Origin of the sequence: Streptomyces sp. FH025, from assembly GCF_017427025.1 — a bacterium.
Classification (GTDB): domain Bacteria; phylum Actinomycetota; class Actinomycetes; order Streptomycetales; family Streptomycetaceae; genus Kitasatospora.
Genome location: NZ_JAFLNG010000458.1, coordinates 1 through 6300 on the forward strand (window position 1 = coordinate 1; position 6300 = coordinate 6300).

The following is a 6300-nucleotide window of genomic DNA, read 5'->3' on the forward strand; positions in this document are numbered from 1 at the left end:
GCTGGAGCGGTTCGGCTACAGCGACGAGGACGCCTTCGCCGTCGGGCTGACCTGCGGCGGGATCCTCGACGTGTTCGTCCAGCCGATCGTGCCCGGGGCGGATCCCGGGGTGGACGCCGGGATCGCCCGCGTCGCCGCGGGTGAGCCGGTCGCGATCGCCCGGGTGATCGCCGGACCGGGCGGACTGGTCGGCGCCACGCTCGCGGTCACCGCCTCCGGCGCCTTCGGGGCGCTCTCGGTCGGCCCGTCCACGGTGGGCGCCCTGGAGCGGGCGGTGGTCGCCGAGGCACGGGCGATGCTGGACGCCGGGCGCACCGGGCGGATCGTGCTCGGCCTGGACGGGCGGCCCTGCGACGAACACGAGCAGGGGACGGTCACCTGCTTCGTCGAGTCCTACGTGCCGGCGCCGCGGATGCTGGTGTTCGGCGCGATCGACTTCGCCGCCGCCGTGGTGCGGATGGGCAAGTTCCTCGGCTACCACGTCACGGTCTGCGACGCCCGGCCGGTCTTCGCCACCGCGCGGCGCTTCCCGGACGCCGACGAGGTGGTCGTCGACTGGCCGCACCGCTACCTCGACTCCCAGCTCGGCCGGATCGACGGGCGCACCGTGCTGTGCGTACTCACCCACGACGCCAAGTTCGACGTCCCGCTGCTGGAGCGCGCCCTGCGGCTGCCGGTCGGCTATGTCGGCGCGATGGGCTCGCGCCGCACCCACCGCGACCGGGAGGCCCGGCTGCGCGAGGCCGGGCTGACGGACGCCGAGCTCGCCCGGCTGCGCTCCCCGATCGGGCTCGACCTCGGCTCCCGCACGCCCGAGGAGACGGCCGTCTCGGTCGCCGCCGAGATCGTCGCCCACCGACGCGGCGGCAGCTGCCTGCCGCTGAGCGCCGGGGACGGACCGATCCACCACGACGTGGCGGAGGCGGGCAAGCCCGAGGCCCCTCGGACGCACGCGGCCTGAGCCGGGCGGTCCCGATCAGTCGAACGCCAGCTTCAGGCCGAAGCCCACCACCACCGCGCCGGTCACCCGGTCCATCAGGCGCCGGGCCGCCGGCTTGCGCAGCCAGCCGCGCAGCACCTGGGCGAAGCCGACCAGGACGGTCGACCAGAGCACGCCCTCCACCACGTGGACGCAGGTCAGCGCCACCCCGGCGGCGAAGTGCGGGGCCCCGGCGGGGATGAACTGCGGCAACACGGCCACGTAGAACACCCCGACCTTGGGGTTCAGCAGGTTGGTCAGCGTGCCGCGCCGCCAGCCGTACCCGAAGCCGCCCTCGGCCGGCTCCTCCTCGACCGCCGCCTCGCCACCCCGGTTGCGCAACATCCCGATGCCCATCCACACCAGGTACGCGGCACCGGCCCAGCGCAGCACCTCGTACGCCACCTGCGAGGCGGTCAGCAGGGCCGTCACTCCGGCCGAGGTCAGCGTCCCCCAGATCAGCGTCCCGGTCTGGATCCCGAGCACGACCCCCCACGCCTGCCTGCGCCGCCCTAGTGCGGAGGTCCGCAGGATCAGCGCGGTGTCGAGGCCGGGGGTGAGGGTGAGCAGCCCCACGACGAGGGCGAAGGACCACAGAGCGGTTGTCATCTCCATGGACCTCGATGCTCTCACAGCCTCGGGCGGCCCTCGTCAGCCGGTACGGGCGGCGCTCAGGTGTCCGAACCGTCGCTGGTCCTGGCGCTGGTGCTGGCCCTGGCGCTCGCGCTGGCGCTGTCGCCCGCGCTAGCGCCGTCGCCGTCGCCGTCGCCGTCGCCGTCGAGGAGCAGTGTGCGTTCGGCGCGGAGCCAGGACCGCTCGGCCGCCATCTCGGTCGCGTCACCGCGGGCGAGGAACATCGCCCACGGCTCCTGGCCGAGCCGGCCGAGCCGTTCGATGCGCTCGCCCTCGCGGGACTGGACGGCGTCCAGCGCGTCGAGCACCGCCGCCGGCTGCGCCCCGTAGGCGGCGCACAGGGCGTTGAGGCGACGGCGCAGGACGGGTGCACCGGTGACCGATGCCCGTCGCTGCTGCTCGACGGGGCGCAACGGCACGGCGTACCAGGCGAGTTGCGCGAGGTCGTCGAGGGCGTGGCCGGGCGCCGCGAAGTCCCAGTCGATGAAGCCGGCCAGTCGGTCGCCGGTCCAGATGGAGTTCCACGGGCCGAGGTCACCGTGCCGGATGACCAGGCCGGGCCGCCACTCCTCCTCCTGACCCTGCCAGCGCGCGTCGGCCGGCGGCCGGAAGTCCCGGACGGCGTCGTGGTACTCCCGCAGCCAACGCCCGAGTTCGACAATTCCCTCGGTCGACCGCAGGGCCGACGGCCAGGGGCTGAAGGCGGGTTCGCCGTGCAGCAGCGACAGCACCTCGTCACTGCCGTCGGTGCCGACGAGTCGCGGGGCCCGGGTGAAGCCCACCGCTTCCAGGTGGGTCAGCAGGGCGTGCACCGCGGGCGTCCACTCGCCGACCGGGCGGCGGATCGTCTCGCCGATCCGCCGCACCGTGGTCACACTGCCCTTGTCCGTAGCGCCGTCCTCGATCATCGGGTCAGCGTATCCGGACGGCCGCTTCGGTGCCCCCGCCGGTGTTTCAGGTGACGTTGACCGGCGTTTCAACCGGCGTTTCAACCGGTGTTTCAACCGGTGTTTCAACCTGCGTTTCGACCGGTGTTTCAGGTGACGTTGAGGCGGGCGGCGAGGCGGAGGAGGCCGGGGCTGAAGCGGGAGAGGAGGCGGGCCACCTTGGCCTCGGGAGTCACGGGGACGACGGGCTTGCCGGTGCGGACGGCGGCCAGGATGGCGGTGGCGACCTTCTCCGGGGGGAAGCCGCGGCGCGCGTAGAGCTTGGCGGCGCGGGCCTGCTTGGCGGACTGCTCGGCCGCGGTGGTGGCGGAGAAGGTGGAGGTGCGGGTGATGTTGGTGTTGACGATGCCCGGGCAGATGGTGGAGACGCCGATGCCGTGGCCGACGAACTCGGCGCGCAGGCAGTCGGAGAGCATGAACACCGCGGCCTTGCTGGTGGCGTAGGCGGTGAGCGCCTTGGACGGCAGGTAGGCGGCGGCCGAGGAGACGTTGACGATGTGTCCGCCCTGGCCGCGGTCGGCCATCAGGGCGCCGAAGGCGCGGCAGCCGTGGATCACGCCCCAGAGGTTGACGTCCAGGACCCGCTGCCACTCCTTCTCCGTGGTCTGGAGGAACGTCCCGGAGTGGCCGATGCCGGCGTTGTTGACCATCACGTCGGGCACCCCGTGCTCGGCGGCGACGGTCTGCGCGAAGGCGTCCATCGCGGCGCCGTCGGAGACGTCCACCCGGTAGGCGTGCGCCTGCGGGCCGATCAGCGAGGCGAGTTCGGCGGTGCGTTCGGCGGCCGCGAGGTCGAGGTCGCAGACCACCACCCTGGCGCCGTCCTCGGCGAAGGCGAGCGCGGTGGCCCGTCCGATGCCGCTGCCGCCGCCGGTGACCACCACCAGGCGGCCGTCGCCCTCCTCCGTCGTGCCCCGCTCGGTGCGGGCGGCGAACTCGCGGACCATGCCGGCCACGGTGGCTCCCTTCTCCAGCAGCGCCGACCAGTGGCCGGCGTGCAGCGTCCGTCGGGTCAGGTCCGGTACCCAGCGTTCCAGGCCCTCGGAGAGGTAGGTGCCGACGTAGCGGTCCCGGGTGAGGGTGATCAGCTGGACCGGCACCTCGGTCGGCCGCTCGCGCGGACTTCCCATGGTGGGGCGGAAGTTGGCCCGGTACAGCTCGATGCCGCGGACCGCGTCGCGGCGCAGGCCACGCTGCGGGTGGTCGGCGCGCGGGGTGACGTGCTCCAGGTCGCGCAGCACCCGCGGCCAGGCCCGGGCCAGACCGAGCCGCCAGACGGCTGGGGCGAGGAAGGGCAGGTGGAAGGCGGTGATGTACCAGGAGTGCGCGCCCTGGTGGAGCAGCTGCCGGAGGTGGCGGGGGGTGGGGCGGCGCAGCCGGTGGCGCAGCCAGTAGCCCATGTGGTCCAGGCTGGGGCCGGACATGGTGGTGTACGAGGCGATCCGGTGCTCGGCGCCGGGGGTGGTGACGGCCTCCCAGGACTGGATCGATCCCCAGTCGTGGGCCACCAGGTGGACCGGGCGGTCCGGGCTGACCGCGTCGGCGACGGCGAACAGGTCCTCGGCGAGCCGCGCCAGGCGGTAGCCGGCTCGGTCGGCGGGGACGCCGGACTCCCCGGCGCCGCGCACGTCGTAGCGGACCACGTGGTGGTCGCGGGCGAGGTCGGCGGCGATGTCGTCCCAGACGGCGTGGGTGTCGGGATAGCCGTGAACGAGGAGGACGGTGGGGGCGGCCGGGTCGCCCTGCTCGAAGACGGCGAGCGGGAGGCCGCCCGAGTGGACGGTGCGGCGGCGGACGGGGGGCGTCATCGGGTGGCCTCCAGGGTGTCGTCGGTCGGCTCGGCGCCGGTCGGCTCGGCAGCGGTCGGCTCGGCAGCGGTCGGCTCGGCAGCGGTCGGCTCGGCGCCGGTCGGCTCGGCAGCGGTCGGCGCTACGGAAGTCCGGTCGGCGGTCGACCCGGCGGTCCAGCGGCGGACGTGCGGGAGGTCGTCGTCGAGCCAGTAGGCGTCGTCCTCGGTGACCACCAGCAGTTCCTCGAACTTGATGCCCACGCCGCGGAAGCCGATGTGCGGCTCGACCGCCCACAGGCCCGGGGTGGGCGCGTGCCGGGACGACCGGCCGTCCGCCCAGAGCGGTGAACGGCCTTGCAGCCGTTCGGAGATGAGCTCGCGACCGAGGGTCTGGAGGGTGCGCACGCCGAAGCCGAAGACATTCACCCCGGCCGGGCCGCGCACGGTGGTGCGGGTGACCTGGTGGCCGATCACCCGGCCCGGGTAGACCTGGTGCCGGTTGTCGTAGCCGTGCGCGGCGATCTGCGCGTCCACGGCCGCGTACACCTCGTTCAGCGGCCTGCGGGCGCGCACCTCGGCGAGGATCAGCTCGCGGTAGACCTTCAGGTCGGCGGCCAGGCGGTCCCAGACCCGGTTCTCACCGACCTTGCCGCCGTAGCCGATGTCGGCGGTGTAGCCGTCCACGATGGGGGCGCAGTCCAGCACGTACGGCATGCCCTCCTCCAGGCGGCGGTTGCCGGCGAAGAACTGGAGCGGGGTGTGGAAGTGCCGGAAGGCCGTACGGTCGCCGAACCAGGCGAAGGGGACGTGGAAGAAGTCCTGCACGCCGGCGGCGACCAGGCGGCGGCGCAGCTCGGCGGTGGCCTGCCGCTCGGTCACCCCCGGTTCGATCCAGGCGGCGACCTGTTCGGCGCAGTCGTAGGCGAGTTGCTGGGTCGCGCGGAAGCGTGCGAGGTCGCGCTCGGCGTAGGGGAAGGCGGGGGTCGCACGGGACGCGGAGGGCGCGGAGGTCACAGAGGACACGGAGGGCGCGGGGGTCGTCGCGGGGGTCGCTTTCGCCAGCGGGGGCATCGGGGCTCCTTCTAGAGGTCGAGCACGAGGGTCTCGCCCTCGGCGGCCCGGGAGACGCAGGGCAGGAGGGCGCCGGCGGCGCGCTGCTCGGAGGTGAGGCGGCGGTCCCGGTGGTCGGGCTCGCCGGAGACCACGCGGACCTCGCAGGTGCCGCAGAAGCCCTGGTGGCAGGAGTACGGGAGGTCGGGGCGGGCCTCGCGCAGCACGTCCAGGGCGGAGCGGTCGGCGGGGACGTCGAGGGTCGGGCCGTCGGTGCCCAGACGGACGGCGAAGGGCTCGCCGTCGGTGATCGGGGCGGCACCGAAGCGCTCGAAGTGCAGGGCGGCGGCCGGGGATCCGTCCAGGGCCCGCTGGACGGCGGTGAGCATCGGCGCCGGGCCGCAGCAGTAGACGGCGGCGCCGCGCGGGGCGTGGGCCAGCAGTTCGGCGCCGGTGGGGACTCCGCCGTGCGTGTCGTCGGTGCGCAGCACCACGCGGCGCGGGTCGAGGGCGCGCAACTCCTCGGCGTACGGGAGGGTGGCAGCGCTGCGGCCGACGTGGACCAGGCGCCAGTCGAGGCCGTGCCGTTGGGCCTCCCGGGCCATCGGGAGGAGGGGGGTGATGCCGATGCCGCCGGCGAGCAGCAGGACCGCGGGCTCGGCGCAGAAGGCGAAGCCGTTGCGCGGGCGGCGGGCGCTGAGGCGGGCGCCGGGGTGCAGGGTGTCGTGGATCTCGACGGACCCGCCGCCGCCCTCGGGCAGCCGCCGTACGGCGATCCGGTAGCCGTGGCGGTCGGCCGGGTCGCCGCTGAGCGAGTAGTGGCGCTCGCGCCCGGAGGGCAGGGCGAGGCGCAGGTGGGCGCCGGGCTGCCAGGGTGGCAGCGAGCCGCCGGACGGGTCGGC

General features: G+C 74.5%; 6 protein-coding genes. 1 reads left to right on the forward strand and 5 read right to left on the reverse strand.

Going from position 1 to position 6300, the window contains the following annotated elements:
• The coding region (locus J0670_RS26675) for an XdhC family protein (RefSeq protein ID WP_207814226.1) at positions 1-961 on the forward strand (961 nt) is incomplete at its 5' end.
• A gap of 15 nt (positions 962-976) precedes the next feature.
• Here the strand turns inward: J0670_RS26675 and J0670_RS26680 are convergent.
• The 5 genes from J0670_RS26680 to J0670_RS26700 all read right to left on the reverse strand — a co-directional run.
• A complete protein-coding gene (locus J0670_RS26680) occupies positions 977-1594 on the reverse strand; it encodes a LysE family translocator (RefSeq protein WP_207814227.1) in 618 nt (205 codons plus the stop codon).
• Positions 1595-1650: 56 nt separating this feature from the next.
• Positions 1651-2520 (reverse strand): aminoglycoside phosphotransferase family protein, encoded by an 870-nt coding sequence (locus J0670_RS26685; protein WP_207814228.1) that lies wholly within the window; start codon positions 2518-2520, stop codon positions 1651-1653.
• A 128-nt stretch (positions 2521-2648) separates the two neighbouring features.
• Positions 2649-4367: an SDR family oxidoreductase gene (locus J0670_RS26690; protein ID WP_207814229.1), complete on the reverse strand. Its 1719-nt coding sequence runs from the start codon at positions 4365-4367 to the stop codon at positions 2649-2651.
• Positions 4364-5371 (reverse strand): M24 family metallopeptidase, encoded by a 1008-nt coding sequence (locus J0670_RS26695; RefSeq protein ID WP_307806705.1) that lies wholly within the window; start codon positions 5369-5371, stop codon positions 4364-4366. Before J0670_RS26695 ends, J0670_RS26690 begins: the two co-directional genes overlap by 4 nt.
• Before the next feature lie 59 nt (positions 5372-5430).
• Positions 5431-6300, reverse strand: an 870-nt coding sequence (locus J0670_RS26700; RefSeq protein ID WP_207814231.1) for a PDR/VanB family oxidoreductase, incomplete at its 5' end; no start/stop codon positions are given.

What these genes read in the sequence shown, in the direction of transcription:
- J0670_RS26685 (WP_207814228.1), bottom strand. Translation starts at nt 2,520, where the DNA reads ATGATCGAGGACGGCGCTACGGACAAGGGCAGTGTGACCACGGTGCGG.
- J0670_RS26680 (WP_207814227.1), bottom strand. Translation starts at nt 1,594, where the DNA reads ATGGAGATGACAACCGCTCTGTGGTCCTTCGCCCTCGTCGTGGGGCTG.
- J0670_RS26690 (WP_207814229.1), bottom strand. Translation starts at nt 4,367, where the DNA reads ATGACGCCCCCCGTCCGCCGCCGCACCGTCCACTCGGGCGGCCTCCCG.